The sequence below is a fragment of the Agrobacterium vaccinii genome (assembly GCF_021310995.1).
Taxonomy (GTDB): domain Bacteria; phylum Pseudomonadota; class Alphaproteobacteria; order Rhizobiales; family Rhizobiaceae; genus Agrobacterium; species Agrobacterium vaccinii.
On sequence record NZ_CP054150.1, the window covers coordinates 1,515,421 to 1,540,422 of the forward strand.

At 56.7% G+C, this 25,002-nt stretch carries 23 protein-coding genes; 4 read left to right on the forward strand and 19 right to left on the reverse strand.

What is annotated here, in order from left to right; genetic code table 11:
* Nucleotides 1-10 precede the first annotated feature (10 nt).
* The 5 genes from HRR99_RS07635 to kdsA all read right to left on the reverse strand — a co-directional run bounded on the left by HRR99_RS07635 (nucleotide 11) and on the right by kdsA (nucleotide 5,468).
* On the reverse strand, nucleotides 11-1,438 hold the full coding sequence (locus HRR99_RS07635) for a pyruvate dehydrogenase complex E1 component subunit beta (protein WP_045230429.1): 1,428 nt from the start codon (nucleotides 1,436-1,438) through the stop codon (nucleotides 11-13).
* 18 nt (nucleotides 1,439-1,456) lie between these two features.
* Nucleotides 1,457-2,503 carry a pyruvate dehydrogenase (acetyl-transferring) E1 component subunit alpha gene (pdhA, locus tag HRR99_RS07640; protein WP_045230428.1) on the reverse strand — a complete coding sequence of 349 codons (1,047 nt, stop codon included), beginning with the start codon at nucleotides 2,501-2,503 and terminating at the stop codon, nucleotides 1,457-1,459.
* Nucleotides 2,504-2,654: 151 nt separating this feature from the next.
* Entirely contained in the window at nucleotides 2,655-2,972 is a 318-nt protein-coding gene (locus tag HRR99_RS07645; RefSeq protein ID WP_111838302.1) for an FtsB family cell division protein, read from the reverse strand.
* Between the two features lie 145 nt (nucleotides 2,973-3,117).
* Nucleotides 3,118-4,392, reverse strand: a complete 1,275-nt coding sequence (gene eno, locus HRR99_RS07650) for a phosphopyruvate hydratase (protein WP_233123367.1) — start codon at nucleotides 4,390-4,392, stop codon at nucleotides 3,118-3,120.
* 227 nt (nucleotides 4,393-4,619) lie between these two features.
* Nucleotides 4,620-5,468 carry a 3-deoxy-8-phosphooctulonate synthase gene (gene kdsA, locus HRR99_RS07655; protein ID WP_233123368.1) on the reverse strand — a complete coding sequence of 283 codons (849 nt, stop codon included), beginning with the start codon at nucleotides 5,466-5,468 and terminating at the stop codon, nucleotides 4,620-4,622.
* Between the two features lie 275 nt (nucleotides 5,469-5,743).
* Between kdsA and lexA the strand changes: the two genes are divergently transcribed.
* Together lexA and HRR99_RS07665 are read left to right on the forward strand one after the other, a co-directional pair.
* Entirely contained in the window at nucleotides 5,744-6,463 is a 720-nt protein-coding gene (gene lexA, locus HRR99_RS07660) for a transcriptional repressor LexA (RefSeq protein WP_112500028.1), read from the forward strand.
* A gap of 419 nt (nucleotides 6,464-6,882) precedes the next feature.
* Nucleotides 6,883-7,563, forward strand: a complete 681-nt coding sequence (locus tag HRR99_RS07665; RefSeq protein ID WP_233123369.1) for a glutathione S-transferase family protein — start codon at nucleotides 6,883-6,885, stop codon at nucleotides 7,561-7,563.
* A gap of 115 nt (nucleotides 7,564-7,678) precedes the next feature.
* Here HRR99_RS07665 and HRR99_RS07670 read toward each other — a convergent pair whose 3' ends face one another.
* Nucleotides 7,679-10,156 carry a ComEC/Rec2 family competence protein gene (locus HRR99_RS07670; RefSeq protein ID WP_422387300.1) on the reverse strand — a complete coding sequence of 826 codons (2,478 nt, stop codon included), beginning with the start codon at nucleotides 10,154-10,156 and terminating at the stop codon, nucleotides 7,679-7,681.
* Nucleotides 10,157-10,416: 260 nt separating this feature from the next.
* Here HRR99_RS07670 and gltA point away from each other — a divergent pair, with 260 nt between their 5' ends.
* Both gltA and HRR99_RS07680 read left to right on the forward strand, forming a co-directional pair.
* On the forward strand, nucleotides 10,417-11,706 hold the full coding sequence (gene gltA / locus HRR99_RS07675) for a citrate synthase (RefSeq protein ID WP_111838299.1): 1,290 nt from the start codon (nucleotides 10,417-10,419) through the stop codon (nucleotides 11,704-11,706).
* A gap of 114 nt (nucleotides 11,707-11,820) precedes the next feature.
* Nucleotides 11,821-12,174, forward strand: a complete 354-nt coding sequence (locus HRR99_RS07680) for a cupin domain-containing protein (protein WP_111838481.1) — start codon at nucleotides 11,821-11,823, stop codon at nucleotides 12,172-12,174.
* Between the two features lie 10 nt (nucleotides 12,175-12,184).
* Here the strand turns inward: HRR99_RS07680 and HRR99_RS07685 are convergent, their stop codons facing one another.
* From HRR99_RS07685 to HRR99_RS07745, 13 genes are all read right to left on the reverse strand, one after another.
* Nucleotides 12,185-12,916: an amino acid ABC transporter ATP-binding protein gene (locus HRR99_RS07685; RefSeq protein WP_111838298.1), complete on the reverse strand. Its 732-nt coding sequence runs from the start codon at nucleotides 12,914-12,916 to the stop codon at nucleotides 12,185-12,187.
* Nucleotides 12,894-13,553, reverse strand: coding sequence for an amino acid ABC transporter permease (locus HRR99_RS07690; RefSeq protein ID WP_111838297.1), 660 nt, complete (start codon nucleotides 13,551-13,553; stop codon nucleotides 12,894-12,896). The genes HRR99_RS07685 and HRR99_RS07690 overlap by 23 nt, the downstream gene beginning before the upstream one ends.
* The gene (locus HRR99_RS07695; protein WP_233123370.1) at nucleotides 13,550-14,221 is read right to left on the reverse strand and encodes an amino acid ABC transporter permease; all 672 of its coding nucleotides are present in this window, start codon (nucleotides 14,219-14,221) and stop codon (nucleotides 13,550-13,552) included. Before HRR99_RS07695 ends, HRR99_RS07690 begins: the two co-directional genes overlap by 4 nt.
* Before the next feature lie 67 nt (nucleotides 14,222-14,288).
* A complete protein-coding gene (locus HRR99_RS07700) occupies nucleotides 14,289-15,068 on the reverse strand; it encodes a transporter substrate-binding domain-containing protein (protein ID WP_233123372.1) in 780 nt (259 codons plus the stop codon).
* 164 nt (nucleotides 15,069-15,232) lie between these two features.
* Nucleotides 15,233-16,420, reverse strand: a complete 1,188-nt coding sequence (gene lpxB / locus HRR99_RS07705) for a lipid-A-disaccharide synthase (RefSeq protein ID WP_233123373.1) — start codon at nucleotides 16,418-16,420, stop codon at nucleotides 15,233-15,235.
* Complete coding sequence (locus tag HRR99_RS07710) at nucleotides 16,417-17,283, reverse strand: LpxI family protein (protein WP_233123374.1); 867 nt, start codon at nucleotides 17,281-17,283, stop codon at nucleotides 16,417-16,419. The genes lpxB and HRR99_RS07710 overlap by 4 nt, the downstream gene beginning before the upstream one ends.
* A gap of 3 nt (nucleotides 17,284-17,286) precedes the next feature.
* Complete coding sequence (gene lpxA, locus HRR99_RS07715) at nucleotides 17,287-18,099, reverse strand: acyl-ACP--UDP-N-acetylglucosamine O-acyltransferase (protein ID WP_233123375.1); 813 nt, start codon at nucleotides 18,097-18,099, stop codon at nucleotides 17,287-17,289.
* Nucleotides 18,096-18,563, reverse strand: coding sequence for a 3-hydroxyacyl-ACP dehydratase FabZ (gene fabZ, locus HRR99_RS07720; RefSeq protein WP_233123376.1), 468 nt, complete (start codon nucleotides 18,561-18,563; stop codon nucleotides 18,096-18,098). The genes lpxA and fabZ overlap by 4 nt, the downstream gene beginning before the upstream one ends.
* Nucleotides 18,556-19,620, reverse strand: a complete 1,065-nt coding sequence (lpxD, locus tag HRR99_RS07725) for a UDP-3-O-(3-hydroxymyristoyl)glucosamine N-acyltransferase (RefSeq protein WP_233123377.1) — start codon at nucleotides 19,618-19,620, stop codon at nucleotides 18,556-18,558. Before lpxD ends, fabZ begins: the two co-directional genes overlap by 8 nt.
* Nucleotides 19,621-19,669: 49 nt before the next feature.
* On the reverse strand, nucleotides 19,670-22,018 hold the full coding sequence (gene bamA / locus HRR99_RS07730; protein ID WP_233123379.1) for an outer membrane protein assembly factor BamA: 2,349 nt from the start codon (nucleotides 22,016-22,018) through the stop codon (nucleotides 19,670-19,672).
* 200 nt (nucleotides 22,019-22,218) lie between these two features.
* Complete coding sequence (rseP, locus tag HRR99_RS07735; protein ID WP_422387301.1) at nucleotides 22,219-23,346, reverse strand: RIP metalloprotease RseP; 1,128 nt, start codon at nucleotides 23,344-23,346, stop codon at nucleotides 22,219-22,221.
* A gap of 47 nt (nucleotides 23,347-23,393) precedes the next feature.
* Nucleotides 23,394-24,227, reverse strand: a complete 834-nt coding sequence (locus tag HRR99_RS07740; protein WP_233123381.1) for a phosphatidate cytidylyltransferase — start codon at nucleotides 24,225-24,227, stop codon at nucleotides 23,394-23,396.
* Nucleotides 24,227-24,970, reverse strand: a complete 744-nt coding sequence (locus HRR99_RS07745; protein ID WP_112499921.1) for an isoprenyl transferase — start codon at nucleotides 24,968-24,970, stop codon at nucleotides 24,227-24,229. Before HRR99_RS07745 ends, HRR99_RS07740 begins: the two co-directional genes overlap by 1 nt.
* Between the last annotated feature and the right edge of the window lie 32 nt (nucleotides 24,971-25,002).

Below are 25,002 nucleotides of genomic sequence, written 5' to 3' on the forward strand. Positions count from 1 at the left end.
TTCTCCTCCTTCATTTGTAGCAGACGGTTTTGACGGCCTGAATGACTTCATCAACATTCGGCAAAGCCAGTTTTTCGAGGTTCGCAGCATACGGCATCGGAACGTCCTTGCCAGCAATCGTCAGGATCGGCGCATCGAGGTAGTCGAATGCGGCACGCTGAACGCTGTTGGAAATGAAGTCACCGACCGATGACTGCGGGAAGCCTTCTTCCACGGTCACCAAACGACCCGTCTTCTTGACCGATTCGATCACCGTCGGCAGGTCCATCGGACGGATGGTGCGCAGGTCGATCAGTTCGACGTCGATGCCGAGCTTTTCGAGTTCCGCAACCGCCTTGATCGCGTAGGTCATGCCGATACCGAAGGAAACGATGGTCGCATCCTTGCCCTTGCGGTGAATGCGCGCCTTGCCGATTGGCAGAACGAAATCGTCCATCTTCGGAACTTCGAAGCTCTGACCGTACAGAATTTCGTTTTCGAGGAAGATGATCGGGTTCGGATCGCGGATCGCAGCCTTGAGCAGACCCTTGGCGTCAGCAGCCGTGTAAGGCATAATGACCTTGAGGCCTGGAATATGGCTGTACCATGCGGCATAGCACTGCGAGTGCTGAGCGGCCACGCGGGCAGCAGCACCCGACGGACCACGAAACACCATCGGCGCACCCATCTGACCGCCAGACATGTAGAGCGTCTTGGCAGCGGAGTTGACGATTTGGTCGATGGCCTGCATGGCGAAGTTGAATGTCATGAATTCAACGATGGGGCGCAGACCCGTCATCGCTGCACCGACGCCGATACCGGCAAAGCCGTGTTCGGTGATCGGCGTATCGATAACACGCTTGGCGCCGAATTCCTGCAGAAGACCCTGAGTGATCTTGTAGGCGCCCTGGTATTCGGCGACTTCTTCACCCATGACGAAAACGTTCTCGTCGGAGCGCATTTCTTCCGCCATCGCATCGCGCAGTGCTTCGCGCACCGTCTGTGTCACGAACTCGGTGCCCTCAGGGATATCCGGGTCAGCAGCAACTTCGATCTTTGGCGCGGCCGGAACCTTTGCGGCTTCCTTGTCGGCAGAAGGCTCTTCGCTGGCTTCGCGGGTCTTGCCGCCAGCAGCGTCGGAACCGGAATTGGCAGCGTCTGCCTTCGGCTCTTCCTTCTTCGGTGCGGAAGACGCAGACAGATCGTCAGCGCTTTCGCCGTCCTGAAGCAGCACGGCAATGGCGGTGTTGACCTTGACGCCTTCGGTGCCAGCTTCGATCAGCAGCTTGCCGATGACGCCTTCATCCACGGCTTCGACTTCCATCGTTGCCTTGTCGGTTTCGATTTCAGCAATCGCGTCACCGGAGGAAACTTTGTCACCCTCTTTCTTCAGCCACTTGGAAAGCGTGCCTTCCTCCATGGTTGGGGAAAGGGCGGGCATGAGAATTTCTATAGGCATGTTATCTCCCTTCCCAAATCAGAGCAGAATGTCGGTGTAGAGCTCGGAAACATCCGGCTCCGGATCGGTCTGGGCGAACTCGGCGCTGTCGGCAACGACGTCACGGACATCCTTGTCGATTGCCTTGAGTTCATCCTCAGTGGCCCAGCCCTGTTGAAGGAGCCGCGCCTTGACCTGCTCGATTGGGTCATGTTCCGCGCGCATTTTCTGCACTTCGTCTTTGGAACGGTACTTTGCCGGGTCAGACATGGAGTGACCACGATAACGATAGGTCAGCATTTCCAGAATGATCGGGCCCTTGCCGGAACGGCAGTGCTCAAGCGCTTCGTCCGCAGCCGCCTTTACCGCACGGACATCCATGCCATCGACCTGCACGCCGGGAATGCCGAAACCGGAACCACGCAGCGAGTAATTGGACTGCGCCGTGGCGCGGGCGGTAGACGTGCCCATCGCGTAGTGGTTGTTTTCGACGATATAGATGATCGGCAGCTTCCAGAGAGCAGCCATGTTGAAGCTCTCGTAGACCTGACCCTGGTTGGCCGCGCCATCACCGAAGTAAGCAACGGAAACGCTGTCATTGCCACGGTACTTGTTGGCGAAGGCAAGACCGGTTCCCAGAGAAACCTGAGCACCCACGATGCCGTGTCCGCCGTAGAAATGCTTTTCCTTGGAGAACATGTGCATGGAGCCGCCCTTGCCCTTGGACAAGCCGCCCTGGCGTCCGGTCAACTCGGCCATGACGCCACGTGCGCTCATGCCAGCAGCCAGCATGTGGCCGTGGTCACGGTAAGCGGTGATGACCTGATCGCCTTCCTTCTGCGACATGTTCATGCCGACAACGACAGCTTCCTGCCCGATATAGAGGTGACAGAAACCACCGATGAAGCCCATGCCGTAGAGCTGGCCAGCCTTTTCTTCGAATCGACGGATCAGAAGCATTTCACGATAGGCGTGCAACTCTTCGTCTTTACCAAAGTCCGGCGTATTCTTGCCGGTGAATTCCTTGGTGGCGGTCTTTGCCGTAGTCTTGCGGCCGGATACGGTCGCGGTTTTTCGCGGCGCCATTCATCCCTCCCTGAGTTGCCATTAGAATGGTTGGATTGGGACGCACCATATGCAAGAAAAAGCGAACCAGCAATGCCATAAACGCATGGCTCATATTCTGGTAAGTTGCTGTGAATAAATTAAAAAACTGGATTAACCGATATCAGGTTAATCAGAAATATGTATTCATGATCACGATTTCGTCGCTGCGTGACATATTCAACTGATAACGCGAGATTTCATCGATCATGTCGCGCTCCAGCGAACCATCGCTCATCAGCTCGACCTGGCGCTCCAACGAGACGCGTGCCTTGGTCAGCTTCGCAAGCTCGACGGTGCGCGCCAGACGCTGGCGCTCCAGACGCTCCGTCGCCTGAAGACCAAAGTCGCCATGGACACAATGATATCCGAAATAGGAAAGGAATGCGACGGTGATTGCCGGAACGACCAGACGGCCAAAACGTCTCTTCTTGTGATGCTTGGTCCACATACTCTTGAACAGCCTTCAAACGCGTTACTGCCATCACCATAGCCGCATTTGTTTAACCATCCGTTGACCTTAACTCCGTCGCCCACCGCAGCGCACAAAAAAGGCCCGCCGAAGCGAGCCTTTTTTTAAATCTGTATAGAAAGCCTTAGCCACGCAGAATCGAACGACCGGCATAAGCTGCCTGTGGGCCGAGCATTTCTTCAATGCGGATCAGCTGGTTGTACTTGGCCAGACGGTCGGAGCGCGAAAGCGAACCGGTCTTGATCTGTCCGCAGTTGGTCGCAACAGAAAGATCGGCAATCGTCGAATCTTCCGTTTCGCCGGAGCGGTGGGACATGACGGCGGTGTAGCCAGCCTTGTGTGCGGTTTCGACGGCGTCGAGCGTTTCCGTCAGCGAACCAATCTGGTTGACCTTGACGAGGATGGAGTTGGCAACGCCCATCTTGATACCGTCACGCAGGCGGGCAGAGTTCGTCACGAACAGATCATCGCCGACCAACTGAACCTTGGAGCCGATCTTGTCGGTCAGGTACTTCCAGCCGTCCCAATCGTCTTCGGCCATACCATCTTCGATCGAGATGATCGGATACTTGGCTGCGAGTTCAGCGAGGTAATCCGCCATGGCTTCCGGCTCGAGCGTACGGCCCTCGCCTTCCATTTCGTACTTGCCGTTCTTGAAGAATTCTGTCGAGGCGCAATCGAGAGCGAGCGCAACGTCGTCGCCTGGCTTGTAACCGGCCTTCTCCACGGACTTCATGATGAAGTCGAGAGCTTCAGGCGCGCTCTTCAGGCCCGGCGCAAAACCACCTTCATCACCAACATTGGTGTTGAAGCCCTGTGCCGACAGTTCTTTTTTCAGAACGTGGAAGATTTCCGCGCCGATGCGCACGGCGTCACGGATGCTTTCCGCGCCAACCGGCATGATCATGAATTCCTGGAAGTCGATCGGATTGTCGGCATGCGCGCCACCATTGATGATGTTCATCATCGGCACTGGGAGCAGATGCGCGTTCGGGCCACCGACGTAACGGTAAAGCGGCAGTCCGGTCGTTTCGGCCGCAGCCTTGGCGACAGCCAGGGAAACACCGAGGATGGCGTTGGCACCGAGACGCGACTTGTTCGGCGTGCCATCGAGCTCGATCAGCGTCTGGTCGACGTGGATCTGGCTTTCGGCATCGAAACCGCCCAGCGCGTCGAAAATCTCGGTGTTGACGGCTTCGACAGCCTTCTCGACGCCCTTACCCAGGTAGCGCTTGCCACCATCACGCAGTTCAACGGCTTCGTGTGCGCCTGTCGATGCGCCCGATGGAACCGCCGCACGACCGAAAGAACCGTCTTCCAGATAGACATCGACTTCAACGGTGGGGTTGCCACGGCTGTCGAGGATTTCGCGTGCGATGATATCGGTAATGGCTGTCATGATCTCTCCCTTGGGACTGGAACAGGAATTTCAGATGCCTGTCTTAAAGTGCATCCCGAAAACTGTGAAGCGCTTTTCGGATGAGCGGCGCGATAAACGGGACAACGGAAATGGCGACTCGATTTGAATTTCTTCCGTCGCTGTAGACGACGCACAAGAATTTACAATGACGGCGCCCTCTTCCAGACGCCTTCCTTCTCATAAAAATCGATTAAGGCCAAAAGCCGTCACGCAGCCTTGGAGATGTTGTCGAAGGCCAGCAGTTTTTCCAGAAGCTTCGGCATATTCTTGAGGTGCACCATGTTCGGCCCGTCGGACGGCGCATTATCAGGGTCCTCATGCGTCTCCACGAAAAGACCAGCAACGCCCACGGCCACGGCAGCACGAGACAGCGTTTCAACAAACTCCCGCTGACCGCCGCTGGAACCACCCTGCCCGCCAGGCTGCTGCACGGAGTGCGTGGCATCGAACACCACGGGCGCACCGAGCGATGCCATGATGGGAAGCGAACGCATATCGGAAACCAGCGTATTGTAGCCGAACGAGGCCCCGCGCTCGCAGAGCAGTACGTTCGGATTGCCGCTATCGTTCAGCTTCGCCAGCACATTCTTCATGTCCCAAGGGGCCAAAAACTGACCCTTCTTGACGTTGATGACGCGACCGGTCTTTGCAGCCGCCACCAGCAAGTCAGTCTGGCGGCTGAGAAATGCCGGAATCTGAAGGATATCCACGACAGGCGCGACGATGCCGCACTGTTCCTCGTTGTGAATATCCGTGAGAACCGGAAATCCGAACTGGCTTTTCAGCTCCGAAAAAATCTCAAGCGCCTTATCGATGCCGATACCGCGCTGACCGGAGAGCGACGTGCGATTCGCCTTGTCGAACGAGGATTTGTAGACCAGACCGATACCCAGCTTGCCGCAAAGGTCAGCCAGCGTTTCCGCAATCATGAAGGCGTGGTCGCGGCTTTCCATCTGGCACGGCCCGGCAATCAGCGAGAAACGCTCGGTGTTGGAAAAAGAGACCGCGCCCGCACCCTCGCCAGCAACCACTTTCAGATTATTCGTCACACTCATGATGATTCCCCTGATACAAAAGGGACGCTTCGCAGCCGACGCCGCCGAACCATCCTGCAATCTCTCAAAACTCGCCACGCACTTAGCAGCAAGCAGCAGCGAAGTCACGGCATGACGTGGCAGGCGAGGTAGAACACCCATAGGACATCTATCAACGATGTCTTAAATGATTTGGGATGACTATTGGGGATTGCAGAACACATGTGGAACATATAGTGTTCGTTCTGTATTTGTTTCACGAATCTAAGCCTCAAAGCTTCAAGGGTGTTTACTCCATGCTCACGCGCAAACAGCAGGAACTGCTTCTCTTCATTCATGAGCGAATGAAAGAGTCCGGCGTGCCGCCGTCCTTCGATGAAATGAAGGATGCGCTCGATCTTGCCTCCAAATCCGGCATACACAGGCTGATCACGGCATTGGAAGAACGCGGATTCATTCGCCGGCTACCGAATCGTGCCCGCGCGCTCGAAGTCATCAAGCTTCCCGAATCGTATTCACCGCAGAATAAGCCGCAGCGAGGCTTTTCACCCAGCGTCATCGAGGGCAGTCTCGGCAAACCGCAGCCCGTGCAGCCGCCGCCTCCCGCTGCCGCAAACGATCGCAACCCTGATTCGGTGAGCGTACCGGTTATGGGACGGATTGCTGCGGGCGTGCCGATTTCGGCAATCCAGAACAACACGCATGATGTCGTCGTGCCCATGGATATGCTAGGTGCGGGCGAGCATTACGCGCTTGAAGTCAAAGGTGATTCGATGATCGAAGCAGGCATCTTCGATGGCGATACGGTTATAATCCGCGATACGAGTACGGCAAATCCGGGCGATATCATTGTCGCACTGGTGGACGAGGAAGAAGCGACCTTGAAACGCTTCCGTCGCAAAGGCGCGTCGATTGCGCTGGAGGCAGCAAACCCTGCCTATGAAACTCGTATCTTCGGACCTGATAGGGTGAAAATTCAGGGCAAACTCGTTGGCCTGATCCGCCGCTATCATTGAGACCTTCTGGGGCAGATTTGATTGTCTGCCCCGCCTTGGTATTTTCAATTTTCGGTATTTGCGACACTTGATGCTTAGTGGTCGAAGTTCGCTTGAGCTCGGACCGGTATATTATGCGTGTTTTAAACGGATAATTCGCTCAGGACGGTTTCAAAAACCGGAAATCATTAGCCGGGTCATCATTTTTTCGAATCGCGCGCCACTTCGATAGTCTATGACGTTTTGAGCACGTTTTTAGTGGTGATGAATGCGGTTGAGCAGCGGAATATAAGGTTTTCCGATCTCAGCGCGATGCTGGAAAGCTACTCGCTTGAGCGAATGACAAAACATCAAATAATTTGAAGACCACCATCGCGCAGACTGTCTGTATTGAAAAATTTTCCCGCGCTAACATGGTATGCGCAACGAGGGATCTTGAGATGTACGATCTTTACATAGCCAACAAGAATTATTCCTCCTGGTCATTGCGTCCGTGGGTATTGATGCGAACGCTCGATATTCCCTTCAGCGAGAAACTCACGCCCTTCGGCAATTCAGCACAGGATTTCGCAGTGTTTTCGCCAACGGCAAAAGTGCCCTGCCTTGTCGAAAACGAGTTCACCGTGTGGGACACGTTGTCGATAACAGAATATCTGGCCGAACGGCACATTGGCGTTTGGGCTGGTCATGCGAGGGCGCGTGCCTGGTCCCGTTCTGCAGCAGCAGAAATGCATTCCGGCTTCCAGACGTTGCGCAACGAGCATCCTATGCATGTCGGTCTTCGCATACAGCCAGTAGCGATCAGCGAAGCTTTGCGGAAAGACATCTCCCGCATAGACGCACTTTGGCAGGAAGGTCTGACATCCTTTGGTGGGCCATTCCTGGCAGGAGAAACATTTACGGCGGTCGACGCGTTTTTCTGTCCCGTCGCCTTCCGCTTTCAGACCTACGCAACGGCCTTGTCTCCCGAGTCAGAAGCTTACAAGAACCGTCTTCTCGCCCTGCCAGCGATGCATGAATGGCAAGATGCGGCTTTGCTGGAACCGTGGCGCGATGCGGAACACGAGGCGGAAGCCAAGGCCACCGGAGAATGGCTCGCGGATTTACGCTCAAAGCCGTGATCTCTGGGTAAACCTCCTATCGCGAGCGCACGCTGTGGCGTAGTTTTCTAGAGGAAAGAGTATTTGAAGGGTATAGCCGAAGCGTTTCAACCCGCACCCTTCGAGCCAAGCGTCGTCACCGCGAAGTCGACAACATCGTCGCGATATGCGGCGGAAGGGACGTGTCGAAATCTCTTTTGCGCCAGTCATAGCTCCGGTGCATGGTCCAGAACCGATTCACACCCTCCATCGCAGCCTCAGCTTTGACGATGGGGGCGTCCTTGTCGCCGAGCCAGATTTCCAGTGAGCCGGTTCGGCGCAATATGTCCTGGCTGATGAGAATGGCGCCGGAATAGCACTCGGTAAATGAGACACGTCGTGTCGTCACGATCAGGTCGGCGATCTCGCATGCGGTCCCAGTCAGCGTACTGTCGAAGATCACGGCTATTGCAACGCCGGTTCGGGATTTGGCAACGCACCAGCTATCCTTCCGGCACGTGAAGCGCTCTGTTTTGGAAAGCGCGTTTCGCATCTCCTCCGTTGCTTTTGCCTTATCTCTCTCGCTCAAACCAGTGCGCCGTGTAGTGGGTGGCTCGTCGGCATCAGCCTCGTCACCATCAGGTGACTTTGCGGTTTCCAGCATGTCTGGCGGGTTATGTCGTTCGGATAGGGGCAGCGCCCTCACCCATTGGTCATAGATGAAACCCGAGGCCCGCTGCTTTGTCGTCGCCACCGCATCCTCCGTCAGTAGCGCGACCAGAGAAGCGTCCTCGTAGATCAGCAAATCCGGCCTTGCCCTCCATTGCTCAACGACCAATAATCCAAACCCGGCGGCAATGAACGGCAAGCCTATCAGCGCCAAACGTGTGCGTAAGAGCGCCAGCAGCAAAAAACCTGTCGTGGATACGGCGAGGAACCAGCCGTTCTGCCGCCCGATCGTCGCATCGCCACCCCAACTGGAAACGGTCTTTGCGATGTCGATCACCAGCGCCATGCCGTAGCCCATGACCTTCAGAAAGGGAGCGTCGAGCCCAAACGGCATCAACAGCATGCCAACCAGCGCGAACGGCATGACAATCAACGACATGACCGGCATAGCCGCCAGATTGGCCGCCAGCCCATATGTCGTGATCCGGTGAAAATGCTCGATGGAGTAGACAGCAGTCGAGATGCCACCGATCAGTGACGTCACCACGACACCGCCCATGATCGTACCAACCTTGGCCGCCAATGACAGCCACCATGGTGGACGGGATAGGATCCGCTGCTCGCGGTCGCCTCGCCACCTGCTCCAGAAGGCGTAGCCGGACACCAGTGCCAGCGTCGCCGCAAACGACATCTGGAAACTCGGACCCATCACCTCATGCGGTGACAGAACGATGATGACGATGGCGGAAAGCGCGATGTTTCTGAGACTGATCGAGGGCTTGTCCACCAGCACCGCGATCAGCATGACCGACATCATCAACCACGCCCGCTCTGCCGATACGGCAAACCCAGAGATGAGATAGTAGGCGAGCGTCATCAACAGCGCCGCAAATGCGGAGATTTTCTTCACGGGCCAGCGCTGCGAAAAAGCGGGAAACAAGCTGAAGGCGGTTCGCATTCCGACGAAGAAGATGCCAGCGGCCAGCGCCATGTTCAGCCCTGAAATGGCAACGATATGCGCCAACCCGGAAACGCGCAGCGCTTCCATCGTCTCATTGGAAATCGCGCGCCTTTCGTCGGTGATGATCGATGCGGCGAACGCGCCAGCGTCGCCGCCGATCAGGTCACGAATGCGTTGCGCAATATCGCTTCTGAGCTTGTAGAGCCACGCATCCGCTGCCCCCGTCCACGTTGTGGACTTTTGCTTGTCCGGCAATGTCTTCGGCGCACCGTAGAAGAAACCCGTCGCGCCGATTCCATTAAAATATGAAGCGAAGGCGAAGTCGTTTAGCCCCGGCAGCGCCGGGCCCGAGGGCGGCGATAGCCGCGCCTTTCCGGTGATCACACCACCAATGGCCACTGCCTCACGACGGCTGCGTGATACCAGCGAGACTTTCTGCGGTGGGCGGGACAGTTTTGGGCCCGATGTCGCGTCCAGAACCACGACATATCGCCAGTTTCCCCTCGCATCCAGTTCACGCCTCTCCACCGTCCCGGTAATCGTTGTCGTCACAGGCGTGTCGAGAATGATGGTACCGATGCGCCGCGCTTCGACATCAGCCAGCAGCATGCCAGTCATCAAAAGAGCCATGGCCTTCAACACAGCTGCAACAGTGCCCGGGCGGTGCAGCATGGCTGCGGCCCAGGCGCCGATCCCAACCGTAACGAACATCAAAAACCAGCGCGATGGCGTCGCGGGCAGACCGAACCATAGCGCAGCCCCCAACGCGATGAAGACTGGCACGAACAGGAAGTCCTGCCGGTGCATCACCTCCTGCTCGGCACAGGTGATGATCCATTGTTTGAGAGCACGAACCGACCAACCCCGGGCAGTTCCCTGCCCCGTTTCCAAGGCCAGCTCGCGCCGTGAGGTGTGAAGCGGCAACAGCAAATCATCGAGGTCCGCATGCGCAACGGAGCTCGTTTCCGCCAGGCGGAAATGCTGTTTTTCGTCCTGTGTGTTCAAACCCCGGCGCCCCTTGCCGCAGCCCTTAGTTTGCAACCCCAAAGAAAAGATTGCAACCTCTTGCTGAGTTAAGAAAGCATTGACCTAGAATGAAACACTATGCCGTAGAAATGCTCCATTTCGGGATATTGGCGTGTCGCAATGCACAATTTGGCCTTCGGATAGCTTGGCTTTATGGCTCGGATCATATAGCTAAATCGCTGACGCTTAAACTGGCTGATGCGTCACCCCGCATCGCCTGCATATTTCGGAGGTATGGTATGACGGAAACTAGCGCGACAGTGACACTCGGCGATAATAAGGTCGATCTCCCTGTGCGAGAAGGCACGATCGGACCCAAGGTCGTAGATATCGGAACGCTTTATAAGAACACCGGCACCTTCACCTACGACCCCGGCTTTACGTCGACTGCCTCTTGCGAATCCAAGATCACGTATATCGATGGCGATGAAGGCGTGCTTCTGCATCGCGGTTACCCTATCGAGCAACTGGCCGAACAGGGCGACTTCCTCGAAACCTGCTACCTGCTGCTTTACGGCGAACTGCCGACGACAGCACAGAAGAAAGACTTCGACACCCGCGTAACGCGCCACACAATGGTGCATGAGCAGATGAGCCGCTTCTTCACCGGCTTCCGTCGCGACGCTCACCCGATGGCTGTCATGTGCGGCACGGTCGGCGCGCTCTCTGCGTTCTATCACGACTCCACAGATATTACCGATCCGCACCAGCGCATGGTCGCTTCGCTGCGTATGATCGCCAAGATGCCGACGATTGCGGCAATGGCTTACAAATACCACATCGGTCAGCCTTTCGTGTATCCAAAGAACGATCTGGATTACGCGTCCAATTTCCTCAACATGTGCTTTGCTGTTCCTTGCGAAGACTACAAAGTTGATCCTGTCCTAGCCCGCGCCATGGACCGCATCTTCATTCTCCACGCCGATCACGAGCAGAACGCGTCCACATCGACGGTTCGTCTGGCAGGTTCTTCCGGTGCAAATCCGTTCGCCTGTATCGCGGCTGGCATCGCCTGCCTCTGGGGCCCTGCCCACGGCGGTGCAAACGAAGCAGCGCTCAACATGCTGAACGAAATCGGTTCGGTCGATCGTATTCCTGAATACATCGCCCGCGCCAAGGACAAGAACGATCCGTTCCGCCTGATGGGCTTTGGCCACCGCGTTTACAAGAACTACGATCCGCGCGCCAAGATCATGCAGAAGACCATGTACGAAGTGCTGGAAGCCACGGGCAACCAGGATGATCCGATCATGCAGGTCGCGCTCGAGCTGGAAAAGATCGCCCTTTCCGACCCTTACTTCGTCGAAAAGAAGCTCTATCCAAACGTCGACTTCTACTCGGGTATCACGCTGAAGGCGCTTGGATTCCCCACGACCATGTTCACCGTTCTCTTTGCTCTCGCCCGCACCGTGGGCTGGATTGCTCAGTGGAACGAAATGATCGAAGATCCACAGCAGCGCATCGGTCGCCCTCGCCAGCTCTACACCGGCGAAGCAAAGCGCGACTACACGCCTGTGTCCAAGCGCTAAGCGCGGATATCCATTACGAAAAAAGAAGCCGGGCTCACGCCCGGCTTTTTTTGTTTGCCGATACCCGCGTCCTTTGTCAAAGTCGTACGAAGACATCAGCAAAGGCCAGCCATGATGGAAAAACGACCGCAAATATTGAATCGATCTGACTGGAGCGATGGTGAGGACTTCTGGCAGGGCGAGTTTGAGGGCCGCACTTTCGGAACCAACGCCTCCGTCATGTTCTACACCGTGAACGAAGTGGGCAAAGGCACGGGCCTGCACAAACACCCCTATGACGAAATCTTTATCATGCGAAAGGGCAACGCGCTTTTCACAATCGGTGATCAGGAAATCCGTGCCTCTGAAGGGCAGGTCCTCTTCGGACCCGCCAATATTCCCCACAAATACATCAATCTTGGACCCGGCCCTCTGGAAACGACCGACATCCATGTCGCAGACGTTTTCATTCAGGAAGACCTGGACTGAGCATCCAAAATCAATGCGCCGTTACGCCCAGAAACTGTTTTAGCTCCGGCGTCTTGGGTGCCGTAAACACCTCTTCCGGCGGGCCGATTTCGTGAACGCGGCCTTCATGCATGAAGACGACACGCGAGCAGACGTCGCGGGCAAATTTCATTTCGTGGGTGACCATGACGAGTGTCATGCCCTCCGCTGCCAGTTCCCGCACCACGGCCAGAACTTCCGCGACAAGTTCGGGGTCGAGCGCCGAGGTAATCTCGTCACACAGTAACGCTGTCGGCTGCATGGCAAGGGCCCTGGCAATCGCCACGCGCTGCTGTTGCCCGCCGGAAAGCTCATCCGGGTAGGCGTCGAATTTATGCGCCAGACCAACCCGTTCCAGCATCTTGCGCGCGATTGTTTCCGCTTCCGCTTTGCGCGTTTTCTTGACGACGGTCTGTGACAGCATGACGTTACCGCCGACGGTCAGGTGCGGAAACAGGTTGAATTGCTGGAAAATCATCCCGACTTTCAGACGCAGCGCTTTCAGGTGAATTTCGTCATCCAGAAACTGCGCGCCCGCGACAGAAATGGCACCGGAAGAAAGAGCTTCCAGACCGTTGATGCAACGGAGCAATGTGGATTTGCCCGACCCGCTTTTGCCGATGATGGCGATGACTTCGCCCGGCTCGATATCGAGATTGATTCCCTTCAAGACTTCGTTTGTGCCGTAGCTCTTGCGGACTTCAGTGATTTCGATGAGCGACATTGAGCTTCCTTTCGAGGATCTGGCTGCTTTTCGACAAAGGCCAGCACAGCGCGAAATAAATAAGGGCGACGAGGCCATAGACGGTGAAGGGTTGGAAGGTCGCGTTGGTCACGACCGTTCCGGCCTTAGAAAGCTCCACGAAACCGATGATCGATGTGACAGCTGTGCCCTTGATGACCTGCACGGCAAAACCAACGGTCGGCGGTATAGCCACGCGCATTGCCTGAGGCAAAATGACGTAACGCATCTGCTGAAGGCGCCCCATGCCAAGGCTGGCGGAGGCTTCCCACTGGCCCTTCTGTACCGACTCAACGCAACCGCGCCAGATTTCCGTCAGGAAAGCTGCCGCCCAGAGGATGAGTGTGATGCCTGCGGCAAGCCAGGCCGGCACATCGATACCCACCAGTCCCAGCCCAAAGAAGGCGATGAAGAGCTGCATCAGCAACGGTGTGCCCTGAAACAGCTCCACGTAATATTTCGAAAAAACCCGCAGCGATTTCTTTTTCGAAATGCGCATGAAGAGAAGCAAGAGCCCGACAAAGGCACCGCCGATGAAGGAAACAAGCGACAGCAAAATCGTCCAACGCGCTGCCAGAAGCAGGTTTCGCAAAATGTCCCAGGTCGAGAACTCGATCATCGGGCGCTCCTTCTGGGAAAAATGAACCCGCCCACGACAAGCAATATCTGCCGCAGAAGGATCGCCAGTGCCAGATAGATGACCGTTGAGACCATATAGGCTTCAAAAGCCCGGAACGTACGGGACTGGATGAAGTTGGCAGCAAAGGTCAGGTCTTCGGCGGCAATCTGCGACACCACGGAAGAGCCGAGCATGACGATGACGACCTGCGACGAAAGCGCTGGCCAGATGCGTTGCAGCGAAGGCACCAGCACTACATGCCGGAACGTCTCGAACCGGGTCATGGCAAGGCTTGCGCCCGCCTCGAACTGTCCCCTCGGCGTTGCCTGAATGCCAGCGCGAATGATTTCGCAGCTATAGGCACCCAGATTGACGACCATGGCTATGTTGGCAGCCGTCAATTCGGTCAGTTGCAATCCCAGCGACGGAAGGCCGAAAAAGATAAAGAAAAGCTGGATCAGAAATGGCGTATTGCGGATCAACTCCACATAAAGCGCGATGGGCGGCCGCAGCCATGTCGGCCCGAGTGCGCGCACCCAGGCGCAGAAAATACCGAGCGCAATCCCTAAAACACCGCCGATCGCAATCAGTTGAAGCGTAATCAGCACGCCCTTTACGATCACAGGGTAATATTCGAACAGCCACCCGAACTCGAATGCGTAATGCACGAGTGTTCCTTTCGGTGAAAAGAAGACAAGCGCGCCCCGTCAGTTGCAGGGCGCGCGCTCGAAGACCTCAGAGGTCTTTCGGGAGGTCCGTCTTCAACCATTTCTGGGCGATTGCATTGAGGCTTCCGTCCGCCTTCGCAGCGGTGATGATGCCGTCGATCTTCTCCAGAAGCGCTGGCTGTTCCTTGTTCAAGCCAATGAAGCAAGGGGAATTTTTGATCAAAAACTTAAGCTCTGGCCGCTTCGGCGGGTTCTTTTCCAGAATAGCGGCGGCGACGACGTTGCCGGTCGCGACGGTCTCGACCTGACCGGACAGGAAGGCGGAAATCGTGCCGTTATTGTCCTCGTAGCGTTTGATGGTGGCATCGGCAGGCGCGATTTTCGTCAGCTCCAGATCTTCCACCGCACCACGTGTCACGCCGATTGTCTTGCCCGCAAGGTCTTCCGCCTTCTCGATCTTGACGCTGCCAGGTGCAAAGACGCCGTTGAAGAATGGCGCATATGCAACAGAGAAATCGATGACCTTTTCCCGGTCAGGATTTTTGCCGAGGCTGGAAACGACCAGATCGACCTTGTTGGTCTGCAAATAGGGAATGCGGTTCGCGCTGGTCACCGGCACGAGTTCGACCTTCACACCCAGCTTTTCCGCGATCAGATTTGCCACGTCGATGTCATAACCCCGCGGCGCCATATCGATGCCGACACTGCCGAATGGCGGAAAATCCTGGGGCACGGCGACACGGATCGTGCCGCGCGATGCGATATCACCGAGCGCATCGGCCAGAACGGGCGTCGTGAAACTTGCGATAGCGGCGATAGCGACCAAAAAAGCCCGTCTATTAAACATTCTGAAATTCCCTTGAGAGTTTGAGTGCACATTGCGTATGCTTTAAGTAAGCAATGCCCGTGCCACTCAGCTTTTCTCAGGAAACTCGGATGCTCCAGGGCCGCAGAAACGGTCATTTGACTATTTTTTAGTCAAATTGGCCGTACCGAACGCACCGTTTGAGATCAGACTTGTCCAGTTTTCTTCTTTTCAAAGATCGAGAGCAGGATTTCGGCTCCTACCTCGCCCGGCGGTCGCTCCGTATGCAAACGGTCCTGCACCAGCGCAAAACCTTCAAGCATGGCGCGTCGCTGCAACGTGTCTGATGAAAGGCGCTCGGCCCAGCGCAGCATGGAGCCAGCACGCACGACCTCGTTGATATATTCCGGCACCACCGCGTAATCCGCGATCAGGTTCGGCAGGGCACCCGTCCATGTCTTGATGCGCCGACTCAACATCGTGAAAATCCAGTCGGTCTTGTAGACGGACACCACAGGCACATTCGCAAGCGCAAGCTCCAGGATGACCGTGCCGGACGCTGCAATGGCCGCATCCGCCTGCGCAAACGCCTGCCATTTGAAGTCCGCACCGACGCCAATCTCAGGGCGTGTATGGTCAGGCCATGATGCTGCCAGTTCGCGAATGCGGCTTTCCTGCCGCGTCACAGTCGGCAACACGAACCGAGTCGGACCGTTGCGCTCCACAAATGCACTTGCCGCGTCCTTGAAAGGCTTCATCAAACGTGTGGTCTCCGTAGACCGTGAGCCGGGGAGGAGAAGAATCGTTCTCGGCTCGGTCGCCTGTGGGACCTGCCGCTCAGCACGCAGAGCCCTGACACGCAGCAGATCCGCGTCCACACTCAGGCGATGACCGACAAAAGTCGTCGGCGGGCCACCCAGACGCCGCATTGTCTCAGGCTCGAATGGCAGCAGCGCCAGAACATGATTAACATAGGACAGCATCGCAGTGGCGCGCTGCTCCTTCCATGCCCATACGCTGGGGCACACGTAATTGACAACCGGCATATCCGGGATGGCCTTGCGGACGCGCTTGGCCACCCGGTGAGTAAAATCGGGGCTATCGATGATCAGCAACACATCCGGGCGCGCGGCGATGATGGCGTTGGCCGTTTCCTTGATGCGCGAAATCAACTGCGGCAGCTTTTTCAGCACCTGGGTAAAACCCATGATCGACAATTCGGAATAGTCGAACAGCGATACGAGGCCCTCGCCCGCCAGCCCTTCGCCACCCACGCCAACCAGCTCGACACGTCCGGCATATTGCGCCTTCAGCGACCGGACGAGATCGGCACCCAGCAGGTCGCCGGAAACTTCGCCTGCGATGACGCCAAGTTTCAACACAGCTTCCGTCACATCATGTCTCCTGAAATGCCCGTATCGATCCCGCAGACGAACAGACCAGCGGCGTCAGCCGCCTCCAGCATCGCGTCGCGATCCAGCACGAATGCCCTGCCCGCCTGCACAGCAATTCCGGCAAGCCCCGCCTTCGCGGCGTTCTGAACGGTAGAGGGGCCGATGGTGGGTAGATCTGCGCGGATATCCTGCTGTGGCTTGCACAGCTTGACTATAACGCCTTTTCTGCGGCTGGAAATACGCCCCTCTGCGCGCAGCGAAGCAACGCGCGCCAGCATGCCATCCGTGCCCTCGACACCCTCGAGCGCCACCAGACGTCCGCCGACGGAAACCGCGCCTTGCCCCACATCCAGCGCACCCAGCGCAAGGGCCGCTTTTGCAGCTTTTGCAATGTCACGCCGATCATCGTCGCTTGGTGTGATCTTGCCAAGGGAACCGGTGGTTGCCAGCAATCCCGGCGCTATTTCATGGGCGCCGATCACCCGCGCGCCCTGCGCCTCGATCAATCCGATCACCATTTGCAGCACGGTATCATCGCCGCCGGATAACAGCGTGCGGATGATGGAGGGCATTTTCGCGACCATTTTCAGGTTTGGTCTGATTTCGCGCCATTCCGGCCTGCGCGAAACACCGCCGGATAAAACCACGCGGTCTATCTTCTTCTCTGACAGCACGCGCCCAAGGCTGGAAACATCACCGACGCTGATCGTGACATTCTCGAAATGCGACCAGTCCAGATCAGCCTCGTTTTTGAGGCGGATGATGAAGGGCGTTTCCCCCGCCAGTTCTGCGGCCTCCGCTACATAATAGGGAAGGAAACCGCTACCGGCGATGATGGCGAGACGCCCTGCACCCGCAGACACGGATTATTTGCCGCGGTTGGGCGAAGAAATGGCCCGGTCGTTTGCAGCAGCAATAAAGTCGATGATCTCAAGCGCCTGCGGGCAATCCGTATAGTCGTCACGAACAGCCGCAGCATTGGCGCGGACGTTGCCTTCACTCTCGAAGATTTGCTTGTAGGCGCGGCGTACCTTGTGAATTTCGGCGCGCTCGATGCCAGCCCGGGTCATACCAACGATGTTGAGACCGCTGAGAATGCCGGGATTGCCGTTGAGCATGCCATAGGGAATGACATCATAGCTAACGGCAGAGAGACCACCGATAAAGGCCTGGCGTCCAACGCGCGTGAACTGATGCACGGCAGAACCGCCGCCCAGAATGGCACGGTCTTCCACGGTCACATGGCCCGCCAGCATGACATTGTTGGACAGAATGATGTTGTTGCCCAGACGGCAATCATGCGCCACATGCGCGTAGGCTAGAAACAGATTATTGTCGCCGACGACAGTCGTGCCACCATGCTCCACAGTGCCGGTGTTCATGGTCACACCTTCACGAATGGTGCAATTCTCACCGATCACCAACGTAGTATCGACGGCGCTGTGATGTGCGCTCTGGGAATCACCGCCGATGACGGCAGATGGCCAGATGGTCGTACCTTTGCCAACGGTGGTGCAGCCGAGCACGACGACGTGGCTGACGAGTTGAACGCCCTCATGCAACGTCACCTTCGGCCCGACATGGCAGAACGGCCCGATGACGACATTTTCGCCGATGACCGCACCGTCTTCGACAAATGACATGGGATGAATTTGCGCCGAAGCCGCAACTGTGCTCATTGCTGAACCTCGGGGATCATCATCGCGCCGATATCGGCTTCAGCAACGAGAACGCCATCGACCTTGGCGTCGCAATGGAATTTCCACACATTGCCGCGCTGGCGTTGCTTGACCACGTAAATCTCCAGCCGGTCGCCTGGAATGACGGGCTTGCGGAAGCGCGCATTGTCAATGGTCATGAAGTAGACGAGATGGCCGCCATCGCCCTGCTTGCGCGCACAGATCGCGCCAGCCGTCTGCGCCATGGCTTCCACGATCAGAACGCCCGGCATGATGGGGCGATCAGGGAAATGTCCCGTAAAATGGGGTTCGTTGACCGTAACGTTCTTGATGCCCGTTGCCGAATTGTCGGCATCGATATCGATGATCTTGTCGATCAGCAAAAACGGGTAACGATGCGGCAGCAGCTTCATGACTTCGAGGATGTCAGCCGCGCCGAGCGTCGTCTTTGTTTCTTCAGACATTTTTGTCTCCTGTCTTCTTATCTCGCTCTTCGGCGCGCGCCAGCAACTCTGCCATATCACGAAGGAAATGTTTGATAGGCCGCGCCGGTACACCGCCGTATTTCGCTCCAGCAGGCACATCGGCAACGACACCACTCATGGCGGCAATCTGCGCGCCGTCGCCAATGTTGATATGTCCATTGATGCCGCTTGCACCACCAATCATGACGCCATCGCCAATCCGGGTGCTGCCCGCAATACCGACCTTGCTGACGATGCCGCAGTGGCGCCCAATGCGAACATTATGTCCGATCTGCACCTGATTATCGATCTTGGTGCCTTCACCAATCACGGTGTCATCCATCGTGCCGCGATCGATTGTCGTGTTCGCACCGATCTCTACATGATCCTGAATGATGACGCGACCGATCTGCACGATTTTCAACATCCCGCGGGGACCGGGCGCATAGCCAAATCCGTCCTGCCCGATGCGCGCACCATTGTGAATGATGACACTATTGCCGACCAGGGCGGACAGAATGCTCGCACCGGCAGCGATAGTGCAATCACGCCCGATCTGAACCTCGGCACCAATAATCGCCCCTGCCCCGATCCGCGTACCTGTGCCGATATTGGCGTTGGCACCGATCACCGCAAAAGGTTCGATGACAACATCGCCTTCGATTTTCGCCGAGGGATCGATGTGAGCCGCAGGCGATATTCCCGAGAGATTGCCAACGACAGGAGATGGCCTCATCGCCAAAGGATGCAACAGAGCTCCGGCCTGGGCAAAAATCGTATGGGGGTTCTTCGAGATGAGCGCTGGAATGTGGTCTGGAACGAGCTTTCGCAACGCCTCATCGCATATAACGGCAGCCGCTTCGCACGTCAGCAGTTCGTCTCGGTTTTTGCGGGAAAGAATGTAGCAAAGCTGGTCGGACTTTGCCCGATACACTGGCGATATGGACCGCACGACGCGATCTCCAGCAGCCTCATCAGACAGTTCCGCCCCAAGACGGTCTGCGATATCTTTCAATCGCATGCCATCATGGGGCGGAAAAAAATCATTATATTCCATCAACCAGATACTCCAGAACGTTCAAACTCGCAGTTCTGGACTGCCGATATCAGAAAGTGTTGGACATGCCAAACCGGAAATTCTGCACTTCGTCGTAGTCTTCCTTCATAAAGGGCACTGCGTAGTCTACACGCAGAGGACCGAACGGCGAAGCCCACATGATACCGATACCAGCGGATGCGCGGATCGAGCTGTCGTCCTGAACATTTTCCGTGGCGGCGGTACGAACCTTGTTGCCGTAAAGCGTACCGGCATCAACGAAGCCTGCGAGACGAAGACCAAAGTCCTCAGGAACACCCGGCATAGGAGCGGTAACTTCCGCAGAAGCCGCAAAGTATGTCGTGCCACCGATCGCATCGTCACCGATACGCGGACCGATACCGTCGTTCTCGAAGCCACGGATTACACGACCACCGATCTTGAACTGATCGAAGACAAGCAGGTTGTCACCGGTTGGCGCAACATAACCGGCCTGACCTGTAAGCGAGCCGATGATGTCATATTCGTCAGACAGCGTATGGTAGTAACGAGCCTTGGCATAAATCTTGTAGTACTCGGAGTCACCACCAAGTCCCGCAAACTCATTGGTCAAGGCGCCCTGCCAGCCTTCGCGCGGCATGTTGCGATCGTCCAGGCTGTTATAGGCCAGCGTGTTCGAGATAATAGACTGCGTCCAGTTTCCACCGTTGATCAAATCAACATATGGGCTCGCTAGATTAACGTAATTACCTGCGCCATCAACTGCGTCGTAATCACCACGACCATCATATTTGATCTGCTTGTACGTGTACTTGAACGTCGTCGCCAGATTTTCGGTGATCGGAGCTGTTACGCGAAGTGCGAAGCCCTGCTCATCGTAATCGTAGTAATCTTCGCTCGAGCTCTGGCTCTTGAACAGGTCGAAGCCTGCTGCAAGGCGGTAGCCGAGGAAGTAAGGCTCGGTGAACGACAAGTTGTAGCTACGCGCATCGTCCTGACCGGCACCTGCGGCAATACGGATGTACTGACCGCGACCGAGGAAGTTCTTTTCTTCGATGGACGCTTCGAGAAGCGCACCGTCGTTCTGCGAGTAGCCAGCACCAATACCGAACGAGCCAGTTGCCTGATCTTCGACATCCACCACGATCACAACGCGGTCCGGGGCGCTGCCCTGAGACGTGCTGATGTTCACCTTGGAGAAGTAGCCGAGAGCTTCAAGACGACGCTTAGCGGCTGACACAACGGTCTGGTTGAAGGCGTCGCCTTCGCTGATGTCGAATTCGCGGCGGATAACATAGTCGCGCGTGCGTGTGTTGCCGCGGATTTCGATACGCTCGACGTAAGCGCGTTCGCCCTGATCGACGATGTAGGTAACACCTATGGTGTTGCCAGACATGTCGCGGTCGCCGCGTGGTGTTACTCGTGCAAATGGATAGCCTTCAGCAGAGACGCGCTTGGAAATCGCTTCCATGCTCTGCTGAACTTCCTTGGCGCTGTAGTTGGAGCCAGAGCGTGTCTCAACGAGGCCCTGCAGTTCCGAACCATCGACACCTGGAACGGTCGACTCGACGCCGACGTTACCGAATGCGTAACGCTGACCTTCGTCCACCGTGATGGTGATTGTGTATTCGTTGCTTGCTTCGTCAAGAACGGCATCAGAGCCTGTTACGCGGAAGTCGGCATAGCCACGGTTGTAATAGAACTGGCGCAACGCTTCTTCATCAGCGCGCAACTTGTCCTCATTGTAGACATCCTTACGCGTCAGGAATGACAGCATGTTGGATTTCTTGGTGTTAAGAACGGCAGCAAGGCGACCATCGCTGTAGGCATTGTTGCCGACGAAGTCGATGCGGGCAATCTTCGTGCGCTCACCTTCGTTGATGACGAAAGCGAGGTTTACGCGACCCTGACCGACGGGAACGACCTGTGTCGTGACTTGGATGTCGCTACGGCCGATGGCAGCGTAGGCTTCCTTGATGCGGGCGATATCAGCCGTTACCAGTGTCTGGTCATATGGACCGAGAGACTGTGTCTGCACGATGCCCTGAAGCTTGTCGTCCTTGATCTTGCGGTTGCCGTTGAACACGACCTGATTGACCAGATTGTTTTCACGAACCGTCACGACCAGCGTGCTACCGGAAACGCTCATGCTGACGTTGGAGAAGTAACCGGTCGCGTAAAGACGCTTCACCGACTCATCGATATCTGCGTTGGAAAAGTTCCGACCGGGAGCAATTGTGATGTTGGAGCGCACGGCATCCGCACCAGAGCGTTCAGCGCCCCGCACATCAACGCGCTGGATCACTGCTGCATTTGCAACACCGGAAGAAGCAAGCACTCCCAGAGCTGCGACCGAAGAAACACCAGCAGACAGCGCAACCGCCGACACCGCGTTCAAAAATCTTGAACCAGCCTTCATTTTCAATTCTTACCTTTTCCCGTTGTCCCTCAGCGGGCGGAACCCGACTCCGGCCATCTGCGTCGTTTTACCTGCTTTTCCTCTACAAGCAAGCCCGACCGTTAATTTCTGTTTACTTCGCAAGCAACCGTGGCTCAATCGCCACTTTGGCTTCAAAACAAGGTAAACGCCCCCTTAATAAACAGGCTAAAAAGCCCGATTCAGCCGATCAAGCTGCTGATATCATTCCATGTGGCAAATACCATCAAACTGAAAATCATGGCAAGACCGATACGGAAAGCAACTTCCTGCGCACCTGTACCCAGCGGTCTGCCACGGATCGCCTCGATAGCATAAAACACCAGATGCCCCCCGTCCAGAACCGGCACAGGCATCAGGTTGAGAAGGCCGATGGAGACCGAAAGCAAGGCTGCAAGCTGGATGACGGCGGCAAAACCGAGCGACGCCATCTGTCCCGACGCCTGCGCCACACGCACCGGTCCACCCAACTGGTCGGCGTTCATGCGGCCTGTCACGAGGTTGCCAATATAGGCGAATGTGCCGGTCACGACATGACCCGTCTCGCGGACACCCTCAAGCAGCGCCTCGCCTGGCGAATAGGTCACATGCCTGAAGTTTCCACGGGTCTGATCGGTCACAATGCCGATGATTCCCAGCTCCATCTTGTTGCCGAACTGGTCCGTCGTCTCGGTGCGAGTCGGCACCATCGGCAGATTGAGTTGCTGTCCGTTGCGCTCGACAGTGACCGTGATCGGCGTTGCCGGACGGACCGCCACATAGCGGCGGACATCCTCGAATGTCTTGACGTTTTCACCGTCGATTGCCACCAGCCGGTCTCCGGCCAGAACGCCAGCGGTCTGCGCAGCACTGTTTTCGCGCACTTCGGACACGATAGGATCTGAGATCATGCGGCCGTAAATGGTGAAAAGCGCCGCGAATATGAGAATCGCCAGGATGAAATTCGCGATCGGGCCAGCAGCGACCGTCGCTGCTCTTTTCCACAACTTTGCGCCTGCCAGTGTCTGCGCCCGCTCCTCCAGCGTCAGTCCGGAAAGGCTGTCGCTGTCCGGCTTGCTGGAAACATCCTCGTCTCCGAAGAATTTGACATAGCCGCCAAGAGGAATGGCAGAAATTTTCCACCGCGTTCCACGCTTGTCGGTAAAGCCGATTAGTTCAGGCCCGAAGCCGACCGAAAAAGCTGTGGATCGAATGCCGCACCAGCGCCCGACGAGGTAATGACCCATCTCGTGAACGAAAACGAGGAGAGAAAGGACGAGAATGAACGGCACCATGTACCCGGTCAAGAACCCAACCGTCGCCGTTATCATATCCATACCCAACCCAGCCTTTCGCTATTGCCTGTTCAACGCTACCGTCAGAACCCCGGCAGAATTCCGCCGCCCGACCCTGGCACATCACCGGTTATCGCCGCGTGAACAACAGCAATGAGGAATACGGTAAAGCAGGCAAAAACAAGACCGTCAACCCGGTCCATGAAGCCACCGTGGCCGGGTATCAGATTGCTAGAATCCTTGACCTTGAAACGGCGCTTGATGAATGATTCGAAGAGATCACCGATCTGGCTGAACACGGACAGCACCAACGCCATCCCTAAAACCACCATGCTGATGCGACCGTGATAGGTCGCAGCCACCGCCGCCCCCGCCAGCACGCCGGATACCGTGCCGCCAATGGCACCGGACCAGGTCTTACCGGGAGAGATCGCCGGTGCGAGCTTCGGGCCGCCAATGGCGCGCCCAACGAAATACGCCAGGATATCCGTGGCCCAGACAATCGCGAAGACGAAGACCATGGCTGCAAAGCCCGTCAACTCATCGCCCCGGATGGCTGCCAGGGAAATACCGCTAAGGCCCGCATAGACGATGCCGCCCACCAGCCACCAGTTCTTCCCTCGCAACACCGGAAACAGCGCCGCCGTCAGCGCAAAGCCTGACAGCAGAGGCAAATCAAGCGACGATTCCCCGAAAATCGTATTGCCGCTCATCACCGCCACTGAAAACCAGCCCCAGGCATAGCCAGTCGGATTGGTATCGGACAGCTTGGTAATGGTGCTCCACTCGTAATAGATCAGCAGCGCAAGAAGGCCCGCCACGAGACGGAACATCATGCCGCCGTACCACGTGGCCGTCAGAATAACGGCAGCGAGCACGATGGCGGAGATGATCCGCAGCCTTAGTTCCCGGCTCATCAGGCACCCGCCAGAGCGACTTGACCGGACAGTCCGCCGAACCTGCGGTCACGCGTCATATACTGGTCGATGGCCGAGAAAAACGTCTTGCGGTCGAAGTCCGGCCAGAAGTCGGGAATGAACAGAAATTCTGAATAAGCAGCCTGCCACAACATGAAGTTGGAGAGCCGTTCCTCACCGCTGGTGCGGATGATGAGATCGGGATCTGGCATTCCGGCGGTATCGAGACGCGCCGCAATGGCGTCGGGATCGATATCGGACGCATCGATGAGACCGGCGGCAACATCGCGTGCAAGCGAGGCGGCAGCACGGGCGATCTCATCGCGGGACCCATAATTGAAGGCAATGATAAGCGTCAAAGCCGTGTTTTCCGCCGTCATCTGCTCGGCTTCGATCAGCAGGTTGCGGATATCGTCCTTCAGGCTTTCGCGGTCGCCGATGACACGAACCCGCACATTTTCCTTGTGCAGATCGGCCAGATCGCGCCGGATGAAGGCCTTGAGAAGCCCCAGCAGATCGCTCACTTCCGATTCGGGCCGGCGCCAGTTCTCCGACGAGAAGGCGAACAATGTCAGATATTTGAGCCCACATTCGCCAGCGGCGCGCACGGTTTCGCGCACGGCCTCCACCCCACGGCGGTGGCCCATGATGCGCGGAAGCCCGCGCTGCTTTGCCCAACGCCCGTTGCCATCCATAATGATGGCAACATGCTCAGGGTGTGAGGAACGTTTAATGTCCGACATCTCGATCCAGTGTAAAGCAGCGCGGAATGAAA

Bases quoted from the DNA above. Each gene is read 5' to 3' on its own strand.
- HRR99_RS07645 (WP_111838302.1), bottom strand. From the start codon at position 2,972: ATGTGGACCAAGCATCACAAGAAGAGACGTTTTGGCCGTCTGGTCGTT.
- fabZ (WP_233123376.1), bottom strand. From the start codon at position 18,563: ATGTCTGAAGAAACAAAGACGACGCTCGGCGCGGCTGACATCCTCGAA.
- bamA (WP_233123379.1), bottom strand. From the start codon at position 22,018: ATGAAGGCTGGTTCAAGATTTTTGAACGCGGTGTCGGCGGTTGCGCTG.
- HRR99_RS07690 (WP_111838297.1), bottom strand. From the start codon at position 13,553: ATGATCGAGTTCTCGACCTGGGACATTTTGCGAAACCTGCTTCTGGCA.
- HRR99_RS07745 (WP_112499921.1), bottom strand. From the start codon at position 24,970: ATGTCGGACATTAAACGTTCCTCACACCCTGAGCATGTTGCCATCATT.
- HRR99_RS07665 (WP_233123369.1), top strand. From the start codon at position 6,883: ATGTACGATCTTTACATAGCCAACAAGAATTATTCCTCCTGGTCATTG.
- HRR99_RS07700 (WP_233123372.1), bottom strand. From the start codon at position 15,068: ATGTTTAATAGACGGGCTTTTTTGGTCGCTATCGCCGCTATCGCAAGT.
- lexA (WP_112500028.1), top strand. From the start codon at position 5,744: ATGCTCACGCGCAAACAGCAGGAACTGCTTCTCTTCATTCATGAGCGA.
- HRR99_RS07635 (WP_045230429.1), bottom strand. From the start codon at position 1,438: ATGCCTATAGAAATTCTCATGCCCGCCCTTTCCCCAACCATGGAGGAA.
- kdsA (WP_233123368.1), bottom strand. From the start codon at position 5,468: ATGAGTGTGACGAATAATCTGAAAGTGGTTGCTGGCGAGGGTGCGGGC.
- gltA (WP_111838299.1), top strand. From the start codon at position 10,417: ATGACGGAAACTAGCGCGACAGTGACACTCGGCGATAATAAGGTCGAT.
- HRR99_RS07685 (WP_111838298.1), bottom strand. From the start codon at position 12,916: ATGTCGCTCATCGAAATCACTGAAGTCCGCAAGAGCTACGGCACAAAC.
- lpxD (WP_233123377.1), bottom strand. From the start codon at position 19,620: ATGGAATATAATGATTTTTTTCCGCCCCATGATGGCATGCGATTGAAA.
- eno (WP_233123367.1), bottom strand. From the start codon at position 4,392: ATGACAGCCATTACCGATATCATCGCACGCGAAATCCTCGACAGCCGT.
- pdhA (WP_045230428.1), bottom strand. From the start codon at position 2,503: ATGGCGCCGCGAAAAACCGCGACCGTATCCGGCCGCAAGACTACGGCA.
- HRR99_RS07680 (WP_111838481.1), top strand. From the start codon at position 11,821: ATGGAAAAACGACCGCAAATATTGAATCGATCTGACTGGAGCGATGGT.
- lpxA (WP_233123375.1), bottom strand. From the start codon at position 18,099: ATGAGCACAGTTGCGGCTTCGGCGCAAATTCATCCCATGTCATTTGTC.
- HRR99_RS07740 (WP_233123381.1), bottom strand. From the start codon at position 24,227: ATGAGCCGGGAACTAAGGCTGCGGATCATCTCCGCCATCGTGCTCGCT.
- rseP (WP_422387301.1), bottom strand. From the start codon at position 23,346: ATGATAACGGCGACGGTTGGGTTCTTGACCGGGTACATGGTGCCGTTC.